Origin of the sequence: Streptomyces sp. V1I1 (assembly GCF_030817355.1) — a bacterium.
Taxonomy (GTDB): Bacteria; Actinomycetota; Actinomycetes; order Streptomycetales; family Streptomycetaceae; genus Streptomyces.
This window is the reverse complement of record NZ_JAUSZH010000001.1, coordinates 5,278,708-5,292,819: the sequence shown is the minus strand read 5'-3', so window position 1 is coordinate 5,292,819 and position 14,112 is coordinate 5,278,708. Positions and strand designations below refer to the sequence as shown.

24 protein-coding genes are annotated in these 14,112 nt (G+C 69.4%); 23 read left to right on the top strand and 1 reads right to left on the bottom strand.

Going from position 1 to position 14,112, the window contains the following annotated elements; genetic code table 11:
* The first annotated feature begins 7 nt into the window (after window positions 1–7).
* The 7 genes from QFZ67_RS24985 (at window position 8) to QFZ67_RS24955 (ending at window position 2,980) form a co-directional block, all read left to right on the top strand.
* Window positions 8–460 carry an XF1762 family protein gene (locus QFZ67_RS24985; RefSeq protein ID WP_307663311.1) on the top strand — a complete coding sequence of 151 codons (453 nt, stop codon included), beginning with the start codon at window positions 8–10 and terminating at the stop codon, window positions 458–460.
* Window positions 457–735, top strand: coding sequence for a hypothetical protein (locus QFZ67_RS24980; protein ID WP_307663310.1), 279 nt, complete (start codon window positions 457–459; stop codon window positions 733–735). The genes QFZ67_RS24985 and QFZ67_RS24980 overlap by 4 nt, the downstream gene beginning before the upstream one ends.
* Complete coding sequence (locus QFZ67_RS24975; protein ID WP_307663309.1) at window positions 732–1,253, top strand: hypothetical protein; 522 nt, start codon at window positions 732–734, stop codon at window positions 1,251–1,253. The genes QFZ67_RS24980 and QFZ67_RS24975 overlap by 4 nt, the downstream gene beginning before the upstream one ends.
* Entirely contained in the window at window positions 1,250–1,519 is a 270-nt protein-coding gene (locus QFZ67_RS24970) for a hypothetical protein (protein WP_307663308.1), read from the top strand. The genes QFZ67_RS24975 and QFZ67_RS24970 overlap by 4 nt, the downstream gene beginning before the upstream one ends.
* Window positions 1,520–1,616: 97 nt before the next feature.
* Window positions 1,617–1,763 (top strand): hypothetical protein, encoded by a 147-nt coding sequence (locus QFZ67_RS24965; RefSeq protein ID WP_307663307.1) that lies wholly within the window; start codon window positions 1,617–1,619, stop codon window positions 1,761–1,763.
* 181 nt (window positions 1,764–1,944) lie between these two features.
* The gene (locus QFZ67_RS24960) at window positions 1,945–2,742 is read left to right on the top strand and encodes a hypothetical protein (RefSeq protein WP_307663306.1); all 798 of its coding nucleotides are present in this window, start codon (window positions 1,945–1,947) and stop codon (window positions 2,740–2,742) included.
* 61 nt (window positions 2,743–2,803) lie between these two features.
* On the top strand, window positions 2,804–2,980 hold the full coding sequence (locus QFZ67_RS24955; RefSeq protein ID WP_307663305.1) for a hypothetical protein: 177 nt from the start codon (window positions 2,804–2,806) through the stop codon (window positions 2,978–2,980).
* 66 nt (window positions 2,981–3,046) lie between these two features.
* Here QFZ67_RS24955 and QFZ67_RS24950 read toward each other — a convergent pair whose 3' ends face one another.
* Window positions 3,047–3,343, bottom strand: a complete 297-nt coding sequence (locus QFZ67_RS24950; protein ID WP_307663304.1) for a hypothetical protein — start codon at window positions 3,341–3,343, stop codon at window positions 3,047–3,049.
* Window positions 3,344–3,545: 202 nt separating this feature from the next.
* Here QFZ67_RS24950 and QFZ67_RS24945 point away from each other — a divergent pair, with 202 nt between their 5' ends.
* The 16 genes from QFZ67_RS24945 to QFZ67_RS24870 all read left to right on the top strand — a co-directional run bounded on the left by QFZ67_RS24945 (window position 3,546) and on the right by QFZ67_RS24870 (window position 14,107).
* Window positions 3,546–3,710 carry a hypothetical protein gene (locus QFZ67_RS24945; RefSeq protein ID WP_307663303.1) on the top strand — a complete coding sequence of 55 codons (165 nt, stop codon included), beginning with the start codon at window positions 3,546–3,548 and terminating at the stop codon, window positions 3,708–3,710.
* A gap of 74 nt (window positions 3,711–3,784) precedes the next feature.
* A complete protein-coding gene (locus QFZ67_RS24940) occupies window positions 3,785–4,171 on the top strand; it encodes a helix-turn-helix domain-containing protein (RefSeq protein WP_307663302.1) in 387 nt (128 codons plus the stop codon).
* Window positions 4,168–4,338 (top strand): hypothetical protein, encoded by a 171-nt coding sequence (locus QFZ67_RS24935; protein WP_307663301.1) that lies wholly within the window; start codon window positions 4,168–4,170, stop codon window positions 4,336–4,338. Before QFZ67_RS24940 ends, QFZ67_RS24935 begins: the two co-directional genes overlap by 4 nt.
* On the top strand, window positions 4,335–4,883 hold the full coding sequence (locus tag QFZ67_RS24930; RefSeq protein WP_307663300.1) for a hypothetical protein: 549 nt from the start codon (window positions 4,335–4,337) through the stop codon (window positions 4,881–4,883). The genes QFZ67_RS24935 and QFZ67_RS24930 overlap by 4 nt, the downstream gene beginning before the upstream one ends.
* A gap of 56 nt (window positions 4,884–4,939) precedes the next feature.
* On the top strand, window positions 4,940–5,539 hold the full coding sequence (locus QFZ67_RS24925) for a hypothetical protein (protein WP_307663299.1): 600 nt from the start codon (window positions 4,940–4,942) through the stop codon (window positions 5,537–5,539).
* Between the two features lie 78 nt (window positions 5,540–5,617).
* The gene (locus QFZ67_RS24920; protein ID WP_307663298.1) at window positions 5,618–5,752 is read left to right on the top strand and encodes a hypothetical protein; all 135 of its coding nucleotides are present in this window, start codon (window positions 5,618–5,620) and stop codon (window positions 5,750–5,752) included.
* 653 nt (window positions 5,753–6,405) lie between these two features.
* Window positions 6,406–6,540, top strand: a complete 135-nt coding sequence (locus tag QFZ67_RS24915; RefSeq protein WP_307663297.1) for a hypothetical protein — start codon at window positions 6,406–6,408, stop codon at window positions 6,538–6,540.
* Window positions 6,541–6,590: 50 nt separating this feature from the next.
* Entirely contained in the window at window positions 6,591–7,115 is a 525-nt protein-coding gene (locus QFZ67_RS24910; RefSeq protein WP_307663296.1) for a helix-turn-helix domain-containing protein, read from the top strand.
* Window positions 7,105–8,388: a PBSX family phage terminase large subunit gene (locus QFZ67_RS24905; RefSeq protein WP_307663295.1), complete on the top strand. Its 1,284-nt coding sequence runs from the start codon at window positions 7,105–7,107 to the stop codon at window positions 8,386–8,388. The genes QFZ67_RS24910 and QFZ67_RS24905 overlap by 11 nt, the downstream gene beginning before the upstream one ends.
* Window positions 8,388–8,591: a hypothetical protein gene (locus QFZ67_RS24900; protein WP_307663294.1), complete on the top strand. Its 204-nt coding sequence runs from the start codon at window positions 8,388–8,390 to the stop codon at window positions 8,589–8,591. Before QFZ67_RS24905 ends, QFZ67_RS24900 begins: the two co-directional genes overlap by 1 nt.
* Window positions 8,578–10,119 carry a phage portal protein gene (locus QFZ67_RS24895; RefSeq protein ID WP_307663293.1) on the top strand — a complete coding sequence of 514 codons (1,542 nt, stop codon included), beginning with the start codon at window positions 8,578–8,580 and terminating at the stop codon, window positions 10,117–10,119. The genes QFZ67_RS24900 and QFZ67_RS24895 overlap by 14 nt, the downstream gene beginning before the upstream one ends.
* Window positions 10,119–11,258: a phage minor capsid protein gene (locus QFZ67_RS24890; protein ID WP_307663292.1), complete on the top strand. Its 1,140-nt coding sequence runs from the start codon at window positions 10,119–10,121 to the stop codon at window positions 11,256–11,258. The genes QFZ67_RS24895 and QFZ67_RS24890 overlap by 1 nt, the downstream gene beginning before the upstream one ends.
* Window positions 11,259–11,300: 42 nt before the next feature.
* The gene (locus QFZ67_RS24885; protein ID WP_307663291.1) at window positions 11,301–12,071 is read left to right on the top strand and encodes a hypothetical protein; all 771 of its coding nucleotides are present in this window, start codon (window positions 11,301–11,303) and stop codon (window positions 12,069–12,071) included.
* A gap of 16 nt (window positions 12,072–12,087) precedes the next feature.
* Entirely contained in the window at window positions 12,088–13,092 is a 1,005-nt protein-coding gene (locus tag QFZ67_RS24880; RefSeq protein ID WP_307663290.1) for a major capsid protein, read from the top strand.
* A 14-nt stretch (window positions 13,093–13,106) separates the two neighbouring features.
* A complete protein-coding gene (locus QFZ67_RS24875; RefSeq protein ID WP_307663289.1) occupies window positions 13,107–13,523 on the top strand; it encodes a hypothetical protein in 417 nt (138 codons plus the stop codon).
* On the top strand, window positions 13,520–14,107 hold the full coding sequence (locus tag QFZ67_RS24870) for a hypothetical protein (RefSeq protein ID WP_307663288.1): 588 nt from the start codon (window positions 13,520–13,522) through the stop codon (window positions 14,105–14,107). Before QFZ67_RS24875 ends, QFZ67_RS24870 begins: the two co-directional genes overlap by 4 nt.
* Window positions 14,108–14,112 lie beyond the last annotated feature (5 nt).

Below are 14,112 nucleotides of genomic sequence, written 5' to 3'. Positions count from 1 at the left end.
CACAACGATGACACTCCACCTCGTGCCTGTACGGTTCCGCGACGCCGCGGCGTTCGTAGCCATGTGGCACCGGCACAACCCGCCGCCCGTCGGCATGATCTTCGCCGTCGGCACCGCAGACGACGACGGGATCCTGCGCGGCGTCGCCGTCGTCGGCCGCCCCGTCGCCCGCCACCTCGACGACGGACACACGCTCGAAGTCACCCGCACCGCCACCGACGGCACCCGCAACGCGAACTCGATGCTCTACGGAGCAGCATGGCGAGCAGCGCGCGCCCTCGGATACCGGCGCCTCATCACGTACACGCAGGCGAGCGAGACCGGGGCAAGCCTGCGCGCAGCTGGCTGGCGCGTCATAGCCCAGCGTCCGCCGCGTCCCGGCTGGCATTGCCCCTCACGGCCGCGCACCCCTGCCCGCTCTGAGTACATGCCGCGCACGCTGTGGGAGGCCGTGTCATGACGCCCCGTGTGTTCGCCCTCTACGGAGCAGGCACCCTCACCGCAGCCGCAGCGTTCCTCACCGCGGAAGTCGCCCTCTGGCCCCTCGCCACCGCATGCGTCGCCATCGCGACAGTCCTCTACGGCCTCGCCGACTGGCTACGCGACCAGCAGCACGCCCGCGAGCAAGCCGCGCGACCCCGCGGACCCAACGTCCCCTCATGGGCCGCCTGCTGCCCCTTCTGGACCACCGACGCCGTGCACGCCGACGAGTGCAACAGGAGCAACGCCGCATGACCGAGCCCCGCCTCACACTCTCCACGCCGTGTGCCGCCTGCCCGCACCCGTACAACTGGCACATCCCCGGCGGACAGTGCCAAGCAGGCGACGAGGAGAAGCACTGCGGCTGCATCGCGTTCGCCGTGCCCGCGCCCGCCGCGACGCGTCTCACCGTCGACAACATCACCAGCGACCAACTCGACCAACTGCAAGACCGACTGAAGGCCGAGCAGGAGACAAGCCGCCGACTCCTTGCCCAGCGGCAGGAGATGGCCGCCGAGCGATACGCATGGCAGGAGCGCGGCGACCGCGCCGAAGCCGAGCTGCAACGCCTCCGCGAGGAATCGCCCTGGCTCCGAGCCACAGCCGAAGACCTCGCCGACGCCAAGGCCGCCATCGCCCGCGTACGCGCCCTCCGCACCGACTGGCTGAGCACCGGCGCACCGCCCATCGGCACGAGCATCGCCCGCTGGTGGGACAAGCGGCTGATCGAGCTGGACGCCGCCCTCGACGAGCCCAAGGAGCCCACCACATGATCCCCGCACCCCAGCTCACCGACGAGCAGCGCGAGCAGCTCCAAGCCAGCATCACCGAGACCCTCCGCGGCATACAGGCCGCCCTCGAAGCCGTCGCGCAGGCCATGGCCAACGCCGCGAAGGGCTTCGCCAGCTTCCAAGCCGCCTTCGAGCTCGCGCCCCCGCCCGCGCAGTGCGAGCAGCACCCCGACGCGCCCCGCATCGGCTGCATGTGCGGCGGCTGCACCCAGTACCCCACCGACATGACCAAGGAGCCCCGCACGTGAACACCCACGCCCTCTTCGCAGTGATCGCCGTCTGCCTCACCGCCATGTTCTGCGTAGCGCTCTGGGCAGCCGTCCGCATCAACCAGACCAAGGACAAGTGACCATGCTCGCCCTCGCCCTGGCCTGCGTCGCCCTGGCCGTTTCCCTCGGCTCCGTCTACTACGCGCTCAAGGCCGCGAAGTACCGCCGCGAGACCGAAGCGATCTACCGCAGCATCAACCAGAGCAAAGGGCGCGACCAGTGAACGAGAACACCGTCATCGCGATCATCGCCGTCTGCATCACCGCGATCGTCATCGCCCACATCTGGGCCTCGGCCAAACGCAAGTACCCCCGCTGAGCATGCGCGAGGGGCGCCCGCATGTCTCCCCAGACCGGACGCCCCCAGGTGCGATCACCGTACCGCTTGAGCACCAGGAGCACACGATGACCACCAGCCAACACCTCCGCACCATCGCAACGTCATGGACGGACCTCCGCGACGCCCTCGGCACACCCAACGTCGTCGGCGCCTTCGGATTGGGCCTCCGCGGCTACCTCGCAGCCCTGGAGCAGTACGACGCCGAAGAAGCCACCGCCTACCACGTGCAGAGGCTCGTCACCGTCGCCCGCCAGGACGGGAACACCGCCTACGAATGCGCCCACTGCGATCACGTCGGCCCCGGCCACGACCACGGAGTGTCCGAGGACCGCAGCCCCGACCAGCTCGGACAACGCCCCGTGCCGATCAGCCTCCGCGTATACGCCACCATGCGCACCATCGAAGCCGCCCTCGCCGAATGCGCCGACGCCATCGCCGCCGTAGCGCAGATCGAACCCACCCCCTTCGCCACGAAGGATTGGCCGGCCGCCGACCGGGCGCGCCGCGACGCACGCGCCCGCGCCGACCTCGCCGACCCGAGGCGCTGGCGCTTCCGCGGCAACACCCCGCCCGCCCCGTACACCGCGCTGTGGCTCTTGGCCCGTGTCGAGCGCCGCCCCGGACCGTTCCGGGCGCTCACCGAGCAGCAGCTGCGGCACATCGGCAACGTCGCACTCGGAGCGGTCGCGCGTATGGAGGCCGTGCTGGACCTGGCCGACGGCAAGCGGGAGTTGTCCGGGCAGCACACCTGCGCGTGCGGTGGCATCATCGTCGTGTACGGCGGGGCCGGAGCCACCCCGTGCGCCAACTGCAAGAGCTGCGGCGCGCTGTGGACCGAGCAGGGCATCATCGTCGCCGCGTAGGGAACCAAAGCTCCTGACGCACCCGTCAGGGTGGTCACAACCCCAACAGCGCGGAGGGAACATGAGCAACACCGAAGAGGGCAAGAGCCCGCAAGACGCAGCCCGCGACGCGCTCCTGCGACAGATCGCTGCCGCAGCAGACGCCGCACCGAAGCTGAACCCCGGCAACGCCGCCGAGGCGCTCAAGAACCTGGCTGAGGCGTACGCGTACGTGATCAGCCCGGCACAGTCTCACTGAGTAAGCCAGGCCCGAAGCAGCGGTGAGCCCCCGACCATGACGGCCGGGGGCTCAGCTGTGCGCGGGCTACTCCTCGGCCGGCTTCTTCGGCGGGCGCTTGACCCCACGCAGCCCAGCACCGATCTGCTGCGCACGCGAGGGAGTCACCCCGCCGAGGATCACCCCAATCTCCGCCCACGTCTTGCCCTGCGCCTTCAGCGCCTGAACACGCTTCTGCCTGATCTCACGCAGACGAGAGTGATGATCCGGCCACTGCTCCAGCAGCCTCGACACTGCGCCCGCACAGGTGGCGTCGTCCTCGATGGCTTCGAACGCCTCGATGGCTTCCAAGAGCCGCTTCACCTCCTCGGGTTCGTCTGCCACTCCCGCTCTCCCTTCTCGCGTTGAGAGCGCGGCTGAGCCCAGATTAAACCCTAGGGTTGCATCGCCTCAACCCTAGGGTTTAGCTTGGACTCGGTGAGGCCGCCCCTCGGTCTCGTGTCCCAACAGAAACGGCCCCGGTCGGTGTGTGAGAGCCCGGCCGGGGCCAGGGGCCCACCTCGAAGCGATCGAAGGAGCAGGCCCGATGCCTGAGGTTACCGATCAGCCCCCGGAGCAGCCCAGCCCCGCGCAGCCCCGCCCTAACCCCATTGTTGACGCGCCCGCGACGGTCGAGGCCTGCGCCGAGGACTTCGCCAGCGGCGCCAGCGTCCGCGCACAGATGTTCAAGCAGCAGGCCCGCCAGCGCTGACCACCCCACAGACCGGCCGGGCTCGCGAACATCCCCCCGCGGGCCCGGCCTCCTTCCGCTCCAGGAGGAGCACCGTGACCGGATCACCGACAGTGGATCAGCGCCGCGCCACAGTGCGCCAACTGGCGCAGACCGGCGCATCGAACCGGCAGATCGCGGCGCAACTGAACGTCTCGAAGGACACCGTGCGCCGCGACCTCGAAGCCCTCGACGCACCACCCGAGACACCAAGCGCACGCATCGCGCAACGCGCGGCGCAAACCCACAGCGCCATGCGCCAACTCAGCGCCGCAGGTCAAGCCATCGACGACGCCCGGCCCGCGTACACCATGACCGACGATGCGACAGCGGCGCGCTGGTGCGCCGAGCTCCGCGCCACCGCCGCGCGCCTCGTGGCGCACGCCGACGCATTCGCCGAGTACTACCCGAGCGCCACCAGTGCGACAGGGCGGCTCACATGATCCTCGGACTGATCGTCTTCGGCATGCTCGCGATCATCGGCGCTGCCGGTCTCGTCGCCATCGCACCCCGCCGCACCCCCGGCGCGTACTTCCTGCCCGCGGTGCGCACCGTCGCCCTCATCTCCGCCGCCGTGGTCTACGTGGCCGCGATCTGGAGCCACACATGAACCTCGGCAGCCCCGCCGTCAGCCTCGGCGGCATCACCTTCGGCACGATCATCGTCGCCCTCGTCGTCCAACGCTGGTGGAAGAAGGCCGGCGGAGGAGGCGGAGGCAAGGGCGGAGGAGGCGGAGGCTCGCGCGACTGGAAAGGCCTGCTGCCCTTCACGCTCGCCATGTCGTACGGCATCCTCGCCGTCCTCGCCGCGAGCAGCGACAGCTTCCTCGGCCTCATCACCCGCTTCAGCCTCTGGTCCGGCGACACCATCGGCACCCTCTACCTCGTGTACGGCGTCGGCGGCTCCAGCCCCTCCGTCACCCGCGCCGCACCCGTAGTCCTCACCCCGGGCGGCTACGCGGTCTACGCCATCCTCACCGCGGTCATGGTCGGCCAGTTCCTGTGGTCCAAGCGCATCCCCAAAGCCCAGACCGGCCTCGGGGTCCTGGCAGGGATCTGCCTCGGCCTGTCCCGCGGTATCGCAGGGCTCGCCGCGGTGCCGCTCGCATCGCTGGTCAACGTGCTGGGCTCCTGGTACGCGGGGTTGATCCAGTGAACGCATCACGGCCTGTTGAGAACATCGCGCGGGGGAGTGCGCGTATCGCCCGCGGCGTGGGCCCGGCACTGTGGCCGGGGGAGCGGTCCGAGGCGGTCGCCCGCTGGATCCTCCTCGGCCTGGTCGGCTCGGTCGCGGTCACCGCGTTGTCGGTGCACCGCTGGCTCATGTGGATCGCCCTCGGCGTCGGCCTGTTCGTCGCGCACCAGGCCGGCCGCTCCCCCGAAGCCGACGCCGAGCCGGACGACGACGAGCAGCCCGAAGAGTGGCATCCCGACGACGTGATCGAGCTGGTGTGGGAGCTGGTCGGCGACCGCAAGGGCGTCCACCTGTCCACGCTGCGCACCGAGTTGGAGGCCGAGACCGCACGCGCGTGGACGCCTGCGGATGTGCGCGCGCTGCTCGCCTCCGCCGGGGTGCCCGTGCGCGATGGCGTGCGGGTGCGTGGGGTGGGCAACACCACCGGCGTCCACCGCGATGACCTCCCGCCGCTCCCCTCCCCTGCCCCTCCCCCGGGCCCTGTTGGTGTTGTTGGTGCAGGTCATGACGCCAACGCCAACACCAACAACAGTCCGCAGGTGGAGCGCGAAGAGTGGGGCGTGAAGATCACCGACCCCACGGAGCAGCACCGCCGGCACCACGTGCCGCGCGCCTAAGACCCCGGGGCGGCCGATCGCTGCCAGGCATCCCGACCGCCCCGGTCCCATCACCCATCAGGAGACAGGACCGCCAGCATGGCACTCAAGCGACCGAAGATCGAGAAGGACGACCCGCGCCTGAAGGGACACGAGACGACGTATCAAGCGTCCCGCGGCGGCTACTACCCGACCAAGAAGAAGCCCGTCCCGGGCACGCCGAAGAAGGGATGATGGCCACCATGAGCGAGGACTACGACGACATGAGCATCGACGACGTGATCAGCGCATCCGAGCTGTACCGAGATGGACCAGGCCGGTGAGGCGCGTCTCGACGCCGAGGACGACGCCCGGAACGCGGCGCTGGTGACAGCGGAAGACGCCGACGCTGTCAGCGCCCGCGAGTAGCGTGAAACCTGGAGCCCCTGCCGTTCGTCCCCCCGTCGGCAGGGGCTTCGCCATGCACAGGGGTTTCCCCCGCCCCAACACCGCGCGTACCGTGACGGATCCGGCGACGGCTCAGTGAGGGCCCACGCGCACTTGGTAGGTGCGTCCCGAGATATACGGGTCGCTGAGTCGCCGCCCCCGGGGCCCCGCTTGCTTCCACCCAGGCGGGGCTTCACTACGTCTGTAGTTGCAATCCGAGCGATCGTGCCTCACCATGGGCCGCAGATCTGGCGTGCCCGGAAACGGTGAACCTCCCCGATCCCTTCACGCCGCTCTCACCCCCGTGCAACGCTGGCCCCCACCGCTCCAAGGGGGGACCGGCAATGGGCAAGTCACAGCGCTACGTCGAACGCCGCGGCGCAAACCACGGACTACACGTCTTCCTATCGATCATCACCTGCGGCCTGTGGGCCATCACCGGATGGCCAATCGCCGCAGCCATGGGACGCAAGACCGTGACGAAGGTGCCGGTCTACCAGCCGCCGCCGCAGGCCTACCCGCCGCAGCAGTACGGGCCACCGCCCGGACCGTACGGCCACCAGCCGCCACCGGGCCAGTACCCGCCCCAGCAGTAAGCCGAAGCCCCGCCAACTGCGCGGGGCTTCCTCATGCCCGGAGGTGACCCGTGGGGGCAAACCAGCACACCAACCCCGTCACCGACAAGACCCGCGCCGACGTCCGCCGACTGCACGCCGAAGGCAAAGGCCGCAACGCCATCGCGAGAGAGCTCAAGCGCAGCCCGCGCACCATCAGCGTCCTCGCCGAAGAGCTCGGCCTCGACTTCGACCGCACCATGACCGCCGTAGCCACGCAGGCCCGCGTCATCGACTCCAAAGCACGCCGCGCCGGCATCATCTCCGGCTTGTACGACGTCGCCGAGGACGACCTCACGTACCTCAAGGACGACACGTACGACCTTGTCGAAGTGTCCATGGGCGCACCCGTGCGCTACGAGACGAACCGACTCCCCGCGCAGGACCGTAAGGCGTTGATCACCGGCATCAGCACCGCGACGACAGCAGCGGCGCGTCTCGAAGCCCTCGACACGAACAACGGAGTCGACGACGCCACGAGCATGCTCGGCCGGCTCGCCGTTGGCCTCACCGCGGCGTACGACGCCATGAACGAGGGGGCGGGTGATGCTCCGTGACGTCCCCCTGCCCCTGTCCCCGGCGCAGATCCGCTCGATCGTCGAGTCGCAGGATGCGCCGATAGCGCTGTGGTCGGGGGCAGTGTCCAGCGGCAAGACCATCGCCAGCCTGCTGGCGTTCCTGCTGCGCGTCGCGGTAGCACCCGATCATGGGCTGATCGTCATCGTGGGCAGGACGCTCCAGACCATCGAGCGGAACCTCCTTGACCCGTTGCAGTCGACGCACCTGTTCGGCCCCCTGGCCAAGCACGTCAAGCACACCACCGGCTCAACGACGGCCGTCATCCTCGGCCGCACGGTGCACCTCGTGGGCGCGTCCGATGCCCGCGCTGAGGGCCGGATCCGCGGTGCGACGATCGCTCTCGCCTACGTGGATGAGGCGACGCTCGTGCCGCACGCGTTTTGGATGATGCTGCTGTCCCGGCTCCGCGTCGGCGACAAGTCGAGGCTGCTGGCCACGACCAACCCGGATGGGCCGTTCCATTGGCTGCGTAAGGATTTCGTGCTGCGCGGCGCTGAGGTGGGCCTGCATCACTGGCACTTCACCCTCGACGACAACCCGAGCCTTGACCCGAAGATGGTCGCCCGGCTGAAAAGGCAGTACACGGGGCTCTGGTACCGCAGGTTCATCCTCGGCGAGTGGTGCTTGGCGAGCGGTGCTGTCTACGACATGTTCGACGAGGACCGGCACGTCGTGGACCTGCTGCCGTACATGAGGCGCTGGACCGCGGTCGGCATCGACTACGGCACCGTGAACCCGTTCTCGGCAGTGCTGATCGGGCATGGCGAGGACGATCACCTGTACGCCGTGTCCGAGTACCGGTACGACTCGGTGCGCTCGTTCCGGCAGCAGACTGACGCGCAGTACTCCGCAGACGTCCGCCAGTGGCTGGCCAACGTCCGCCGGCCGGGCGAGATCGGGAACGGGCGCGGCGTGCAACCCGCCTGGATCTTCGTGGACCCCTCCGCGGCGAGCTTCATGAACCAATTGTGGAGCGAAAAGGTGCCGAACATCGCCCCAGCGGTCAACGACGTCCTCGACGGGATCCGCTCCGTCGGTGTCGCCCTGGGCTCCGGGCTGCTGCGTATCCACCGCTCCTGTGAGGGCCTGCTCGGTGAACTCCCCGGCTACGCATGGGATGAGAAGGCCGCTGAGCGAGGCGAGGACAAGCCGCTGAAGCTCGAGGACCACTCCGCGGACGCCCTGCGCTATGCCCTGCATTCCACCGCGCACGAGTGGCGCGGCCTGATCGACTACGAGGAGGCCGCGTAATGCCCGCAAAGGCGACCGTGCCCGTGTTCATGCGCGTCGGGACCTCTGGCGACATGTTCAAGGCAGGCGAGATCGAGTTCGACATCAACGTCACCGGCACCGAGGCGCGGGCCGAGCCCCTCGACCTCCCCGGCTTCCTGCGCGCCATGGCCGACGAGATCGAGAACGCCAGGCAGGAGGACGCGCCCGATGCCCCTGCCTGAGAACAACACCGCATGGCCCCCTCAGCAGTACGCGGCACAGCTCGCGGACATGCGCATCGATGACGCCTGGTACGCCGGCGACAAGACCAAGCTGCGCAAGGTGTACTCGTTGCAGGGCTACGACAACGGCAACAACGAGCGTGACGGCAACGGCCGCCCCTGGCGATTCTGGGAACGCCCCCGGCCAGTCGGACGCCGAGACAACCGCCTGCACGTCCCACTGCCGGCCGACATCGCCGCCAAGAGTGCGGCGCTGCTGTTCGCCGAGGCGCCCACATGGACGTTCGAGAACGACACGGCGCAGGACCGGTGGGCACAGATCGCCGAAGCGGGCGGGCTCGACTCGACGCTCCGTGAGGCAGCCGAGGTATCCGCAGCACTCGGCGGCGTCGCCCTGCGCGCCACCTGGAACCAGGACCTGGCGAAGCGGCCCCTCATCACGGCCGTGCACGCCGACGGGGTCCTGCCCGACTGGCAGTTCGGTGTCATGACTGGCATCACGCTGTGGCGGGAGGTCGCGCGCAGCGGGAACACGGTGCTGCGGCACCTGGAACGCCATGAGCCTGGGAAGATCCTGCACGCCCTGTACGAGGGCACCCTGATCAACCTCGGTATGCGGGTGCCGCTCACGGAGAGCCCCGACACTGAGGGCATTGCCGAGTCGCTCGACGCTGACGGGCCCGGCGACACCATCACCACGGGCGTGCAGGGTCTGACCTGCGTCTACATTCCGAACATGAGGCCCAATCGGAAGTTTCGGGGCAGCATGCTTGGGCGCAGCGACTGGCAGCACGACGGAATCCGCGACCTGTTCATGAGCCTGGACGAGACGTACACGTCGTGGATGCGCGACATCCGGCTCGCGAAGGCGCGTCTCGTCATCCCCTCCGGGTTCCTGACCAGCCAAGGGCCAGGCAAGGGCGCGTCGTTCGACGAAGACCAGGAGCTCTACTCCGAGATCAACGCCTCGCCCACCAGCGGCGAGGGCCTGACCCTGGTCCAGTTCGCGATCCGTGTCGCCGAGCATGAGCAGTCGTGGCGGTCCTTCAGCCGCAAGGCCGTGGAATCCGCGGGCTACGCCGCGCAGTCGTTCGGCCTCGGCGACTCAACGGCCATCACCGCGACCGAAGTTGTGTCGCAGGAGCGGAGTTCGCTGCTCACCAGCGACCAGAAGGGCGGCTACTGGCTGCCCGGCCTTGGCGACCTGGCAGACGTTGTGCTCCAGCTGGACAAGCGCTTGGGGTTCTCCAGCGTGGCGGCGGAGCGGCCTCAGATCGAGTTGGCCGACTCGGTCTCCGAGGACGCGCAGACGAAGGCCACCACAGTGGAGCTCTTCTCCCGCGCGCAGGCGATGTCCACAGAGATGAAGGTCCGCTACGTACATCCGGAGTGGGAAGACGCCGCGGTCAAGGAAGAGACGGACCGGATCCTCAAGGAGACCGGGGCGCTGGTCAACGATCCGGCGATGACCGGCGCCGAAGGACCCGGGGCACCGGGGTTCGGTGAGGGTGGTGGGGAGGCGGACTGATGCCCGTCTCCCCGACCCTCGCTGAAGACCTCGCTGCCGCGATCACGCTGCTGTACGAGGACGCAGAGCTTGCGATCTTCGACAAGCTGCGGGCAGCGCTCGCCGAGGGAATCGACTCGCCGCGCTGGGCTGAGATCAAGCTCGGCAGTATCGGCGACCTGCGGCAGGCCATCGAGGCAATCACCGACGCGCTCCAGACCGACGCCAACGGGGCCGTAGCCCGGGCGCTCGCTGAGGCGTACGGGCGCGGCCGACAGGCTGCTGTGGCAGAGCTCGGCGGGCTGGACATTGGCCGTGAGCTCCAGGCGCGCCGCGTCCTCCCGAACGCGGCTGCGGTGGACCGGCTCGCAGCGTCGTACGCGAGCGATACGCGGCCGCTGTACGTGCGCATCACGCGCGCTGTGCTCGACGTGTACCGGTCGATCGTGACCCGTGCTTCGACATCCACGCTCCTCGGCTCCCTCACCCGCAGGCAGGCGTCCCAAAGGGCGCTGGATCAGTTCGCGCAGCGCGGGGTGACCGGCTTCGTCGACTCGGCCGGCCGGTCTTGGGAGCTCGCGGCGTACGCGGAGATGGCCGTCCGGTCCGTCACCGCACGCGCTGCGATCGAAGGGCATATTGATGCCCTCGCGGAGATCCGCGTCGGCCTGGTCATCGTCTCCGATGCGCCCCTGGAGTGCCCGCTCTGCCGCCCGTGGGAGGGCGAAATCCTCACCCTCGGCAGCGAGTCGGGCCCGCGCACCATCCGGGCTGAGCACACGATCCAGCCGTCCGGGCTGTTCGAGCCGACCCGCACGGTCGCGGTGCACGTCGCGGGCTCACTGGTGGAGGCGCGCGCGCAGGGGTTGTTCCATCCAAATTGTCGACACTCGCTGTCCGCGTACCTCCCAGGCGTGACCACGCGGCCGCCGCACCATGCGACGCCCGGCACGACGTACGAGGACACCCAGCGGCAGCGGGAGATCGAGCGTCACATCCGCGCGTGGAAGCGCCGCCAGTCGGTCGCCATCGACGAGCAGGCCCGACGTGCGGCCGGGGCGAAGGTCCGCGCGTGGCAGAAGGCAGCGCGCGAGCACGTCGCGGCACACGAGCACATCCGCAGGAAACCGCAGCGCGAGCAGATCGGCTCCGCACGGTAGAACGCCCGCCAGGCGCGGGCCTGATGCGCCCCTGGAGGGCACATGCACACGCTCCCTTTCCGCCACCCGCTCGCCATGCACGCCGCGGGGACGGTTCTTGGCCGTCGCCGCAACGGCTCGCTGATCTACGCCATCGCGGGTGGCAGCGGCGAGGGCGGCGCCGGGTCCGGTGGCAACCCGCCCGCGCCGCCCGCCGGTAACCCCGCCCCGCCCGCTCCGACACCGCCCGCTCCGACACCGCCGGCCCCTGCGCCTGCGGCCGACCCGTGGGCAAGCTTCCAATGGGACGGCAAGGTCGAATCCCTCCCCGCACCCGTCGCGAAGGTCATCACGGACGCGCGCGCCGAGGCGGGGAAGGCGCGCACCGTCGCCAAGGAGAACGCCGCGACGGAAGCCCGCGAGCAGCTCCTCAAAGACCTCGGACTTCTCAAGCCCGACGAGACTCCCGACCCGGCCAAGCTCGCCGCCGAACTCGGGGAGAAAGATACGCGCCTCGCCGCACTCGCGGAGTCCGCGCGTACGCAGGCGATCGAGCTCGCTGCCTACAAGGCTGCGGGCAAGCACGAAGCGAACGCGGCCGCGCTGCTGGACAGTCGGTCGTTCCTGGAGTCGGTGAAGGGGCTGGACCCCACAGCAGACGACTTCGCAGACAAGCTCGACACCGCGATCAAGGCGGCCGTCGAGGCAAACGCACAGCTCCGCACAGGCCAGGCGCCGAGGCGGGGCGGGGGCGAATTCCCCGGTGGACCCGGGACAACAGGCCGCCCCACCTCTCTCGGATCTGCCGTAGCCGCTGCCCTCGGCGGCGGCTGACACCTAGGAGCAACCCATGCCCATCACCCTCGCCCAGGCGCAGGTCAACGCCGCGAATGACGTTGACTACGCCGTGATCGACAACCTGCGCCGCAGCTCATGGCTGGTCGACCAGATGGTGTTCGACGACACCGTTACCCCGGGCACCAACGGCGGCAGCCTCACCTACGCCTACACGCGGCTCACCTCCGCCGCGCCCGCCGGCTTCCGCGCGATCAACACCGAGTACACGCCCGGCCAGGCAGCGCGCGCGCAGGCATCGGTGAACCTCAAGCCGATGGGTGGCAGCTTCACCCTCGACCGTGTCCTGAAGAACCTGGGGCAGGCGGCCACCAACGAGGTCACGTTCCAGCTCCAGCAGCTCCAGACGTCGATCCCGATCCGCTTCGCGCAGGAGCTGATCCTCGGCGACACCGCTGTGGACGCGAACGGCTTCGATGGCCTGTCGAAGATCCTCACCGGTACGACCACGGAGAAGACCGCCGTAGTCGCGGACTGGACCGCGGCGACTGTCATCACGCAGCCGCTCGCCATGGCCCGTCTGGACGAGGTCGACGAGTGGCTGTCGAGCATCGTCCCGTCCCACACCGGTGGCGGCGACGCGGGCACCATCGGTGCTCTGCCGCCCGGCCAGAAGGCCATCCTGGGCAACACCAAGAGCATCACCCGCTTCAAGGCGCTGGCCCGGTGGGCTGGGATCTACACCGAGGCCAAGGACGACCTGGGTCGCACGATCATGCGGTACGGCGACTGGACCCTCGTCGACATCGGCGACCGCCTCGACGGCTCCGCGCCGATCATCCCGGTTTCCAGCTCCAGCACGGACCTGTACGCGATCACCTTCGGTCTGGACTCCGTCCACGCCGCATCGGCCGCGGGCAACCCGCTGGTTCAGACGTGGCTGCCCGACTTCAGCACCGCGGGCGCGGTCAAGACCGGCGAGATCGAAATGGGCCCGGCGGCGATGGTCGTGAAGAACACCAAGGCTGCGGGCGTCCTCCGTGGCATCGACGTGGTCTGAGGGGAGTGAGCAGCATGAGGTACCGCATCAGCACGCCCGTCATCGGGTTCACTGGCGTTTCCGCCGGGGTCAACTTCACTGACGGCGTCGCCGAGATTGAGGCGCCTGTCCTCCCGGACCTGCCTGAGGGCAAGGAGCTGGGACGTAAGGAGCGGGCGGAGCGCGAGGAGATCGCGCAGGACGCGAACCTCCGCAAGGTCGCCTACTTCCGCTCGCAGGGCTACGTCGTCGAGGAGCTCGACGAGCGCGAGCCCACCGAGGAGCGCGAGCAGGAGCCGAGCGACGACGAGCCGTTCGACCCAAGCAACCACGACGTTTCCGAAGTCCTCGCCCACCTCGCCGACGTCGACGAAGACGAGCAGGCCCGCGTCATCGCCGCCGAGCGGGACGGCAAGAACCGCAAGACCATCACCGAGAGGAGCGCGTCATGACGCAGCTCGGCGCTTACGGGCGCAACGTCCGCGACGCACTCGCCCACTTCAACCTGTCCGACCCCTCCGGCGCAGACACGTTCTTCCGCCGGAACCAGCCGCGGCACGGCCTGTACGACTCCGCCGGCGACACCGGACAGGTCGCCCTCGTCACCGAGGTCATGACGTCCGTGCCGATCTACCTGCACGCTGGGGACGTCATCACGAACCTGTCGTTCCGCTCCGGAGCGACGGCGGCCGGCACTCCCGTCAACTGGTGGTTCGCGCTGTACAGCGACGCCGCTACTCCCGCGCTGCTCGCACAGACCGCGGACCAGACGTCGACTGCTTGGGCGGCGAACACCACCAAGACGCTGGCGCTCGCCTCGGCGTACACGGTGCCGAAGTCGGGCATCTACTGGGCTGCGATCATGGTCAAGGCGACCACCGTGCCGACCCTCCTCGGAGCGTGCGCGGCCCCGGCGATCGTCACCGGTGAGCGGAACCTGTCCCAGTCCTCTGGCTCTGCGCTGGCTGCCACGGCTCCGGCCACGATCGCGACGCCGACGGCAAAGCAGTTCGTGCCGTACGTCGTCGCTACGTGAGGGGG

Excerpts from the sequence above, each read along its gene's own strand:
- QFZ67_RS24985 (WP_307663311.1), top strand. The coding sequence starts at position 8 with ATGACACTCCACCTCGTGCCTGTACGGTTCCGCGACGCCGCGGCGTTC.
- QFZ67_RS24980 (WP_307663310.1), top strand. The coding sequence starts at position 457 with ATGACGCCCCGTGTGTTCGCCCTCTACGGAGCAGGCACCCTCACCGCA.
- QFZ67_RS24975 (WP_307663309.1), top strand. The coding sequence starts at position 732 with ATGACCGAGCCCCGCCTCACACTCTCCACGCCGTGTGCCGCCTGCCCG.
- QFZ67_RS24970 (WP_307663308.1), top strand. The coding sequence starts at position 1,250 with ATGATCCCCGCACCCCAGCTCACCGACGAGCAGCGCGAGCAGCTCCAA.
- QFZ67_RS24960 (WP_307663306.1), top strand. The coding sequence starts at position 1,945 with ATGACCACCAGCCAACACCTCCGCACCATCGCAACGTCATGGACGGAC.
- QFZ67_RS24955 (WP_307663305.1), top strand. The coding sequence starts at position 2,804 with ATGAGCAACACCGAAGAGGGCAAGAGCCCGCAAGACGCAGCCCGCGAC.
- QFZ67_RS24945 (WP_307663303.1), top strand. The coding sequence starts at position 3,546 with ATGCCTGAGGTTACCGATCAGCCCCCGGAGCAGCCCAGCCCCGCGCAG.
- QFZ67_RS24935 (WP_307663301.1), top strand. The coding sequence starts at position 4,168 with ATGATCCTCGGACTGATCGTCTTCGGCATGCTCGCGATCATCGGCGCT.
- QFZ67_RS24930 (WP_307663300.1), top strand. The coding sequence starts at position 4,335 with ATGAACCTCGGCAGCCCCGCCGTCAGCCTCGGCGGCATCACCTTCGGC.
- QFZ67_RS24920 (WP_307663298.1), top strand. The coding sequence starts at position 5,618 with ATGGCACTCAAGCGACCGAAGATCGAGAAGGACGACCCGCGCCTGAAG.
- QFZ67_RS24915 (WP_307663297.1), top strand. The coding sequence starts at position 6,406 with ATGGGACGCAAGACCGTGACGAAGGTGCCGGTCTACCAGCCGCCGCCG.
- QFZ67_RS24905 (WP_307663295.1), top strand. The coding sequence starts at position 7,105 with ATGCTCCGTGACGTCCCCCTGCCCCTGTCCCCGGCGCAGATCCGCTCG.
- QFZ67_RS24900 (WP_307663294.1), top strand. The coding sequence starts at position 8,388 with ATGCCCGCAAAGGCGACCGTGCCCGTGTTCATGCGCGTCGGGACCTCT.
- QFZ67_RS24895 (WP_307663293.1), top strand. The coding sequence starts at position 8,578 with ATGCCCCTGCCTGAGAACAACACCGCATGGCCCCCTCAGCAGTACGCG.
- QFZ67_RS24890 (WP_307663292.1), top strand. The coding sequence starts at position 10,119 with ATGCCCGTCTCCCCGACCCTCGCTGAAGACCTCGCTGCCGCGATCACG.
- QFZ67_RS24885 (WP_307663291.1), top strand. The coding sequence starts at position 11,301 with ATGCACACGCTCCCTTTCCGCCACCCGCTCGCCATGCACGCCGCGGGG.
- QFZ67_RS24880 (WP_307663290.1), top strand. The coding sequence starts at position 12,088 with ATGCCCATCACCCTCGCCCAGGCGCAGGTCAACGCCGCGAATGACGTT.
- QFZ67_RS24875 (WP_307663289.1), top strand. The coding sequence starts at position 13,107 with ATGAGGTACCGCATCAGCACGCCCGTCATCGGGTTCACTGGCGTTTCC.
- QFZ67_RS24870 (WP_307663288.1), top strand. The coding sequence starts at position 13,520 with ATGACGCAGCTCGGCGCTTACGGGCGCAACGTCCGCGACGCACTCGCC.